Annotated in this window: 2 protein-coding genes; one reads left to right on the top strand and one right to left on the bottom strand. The window is 49.6% G+C overall.

All coding sequences use genetic code 11. The annotated features are described in order from the left end of the window. Window positions 1–131 precede the first annotated feature (131 nt). A complete protein-coding gene (locus tag JIN85_RS20725; protein ID WP_200274442.1) occupies window positions 132–476 on the top strand; it encodes a hypothetical protein in 345 nt (114 codons plus the stop codon). 26 nt (window positions 477–502) lie between these two features. Here the strand turns inward: JIN85_RS20725 and JIN85_RS21530 are convergent. Next, the coding region (locus tag JIN85_RS21530) for a hypothetical protein (RefSeq protein ID WP_234047548.1) at window positions 503–683 on the bottom strand (181 nt) is incomplete at its 5' end.

The raw sequence follows: 683 nt of genomic DNA, 5'->3' as shown, positions 1-683 counted from the left end.
TCCTTTCGTTGAGGGGAATTCTAGCATTAAATCGACTCTGGTTATCGGTGCCAGCTTACTGACAAGCGCAAAGCGAACAAGCGGATGCAGGCAACGGGCTGGAGCCCGTGCCTGATCCTTGACGTTATGCTATGAAAAAAATAATCAACTGCATCGCACTTCCTGTCATCTTACCGGTCCTTATGCTCGGTTGTGCTCCAGTGGGAGATAGCTTGGCGCCTATCGGTAAAAATGACCTCGATGAGGCAGATTATATGAGGCGGGTGTTGGCTAATGATCTGGACGCTAAGGGCAATTATGAGGTTATTCCTGGAAGTGATGTAACTACGGTGAAAATAATGAAGCCAAATACACCGCTTGATGAGCGATCATTGCGCCTATCCATGAGGAGTATTAAAGCGGCTATGCGTGACTCTTTTGATAGAGAGCCAAATAAACTGCGCTTCGAATTCAGGGACGTGACCATCGAAGAATAGGCATAACAACTCAGCGCACCCGACCGCTATCCGCAGCGTAGTTGACGGTTCTGGGTGGTTTGGTAGCTTCTTGGACTGCCATCCCTCGCTCCCGGCGGCCGGGTGGCCTCAAACGTTCTGGATAAGAATAAATACAATTGATTCGGTAGTTTAACCTTGATGTTGGCTGCCGGAATGACTTCCGGGTTGGTGATGGGAGAGGCGGAG

The sequence above is a fragment of the Luteolibacter pohnpeiensis genome (assembly GCF_016595435.1).
GTDB lineage: Bacteria > Verrucomicrobiota > Verrucomicrobiia > Verrucomicrobiales > Akkermansiaceae > Luteolibacter > Luteolibacter pohnpeiensis.
This window is presented reverse-complemented; position numbering and strand designations above follow the sequence as displayed.

Excerpts from the sequence above, each read along its gene's own strand:
- JIN85_RS20725 (WP_200274442.1), top strand. The coding sequence starts at position 132 with ATGAAAAAAATAATCAACTGCATCGCACTTCCTGTCATCTTACCGGTC.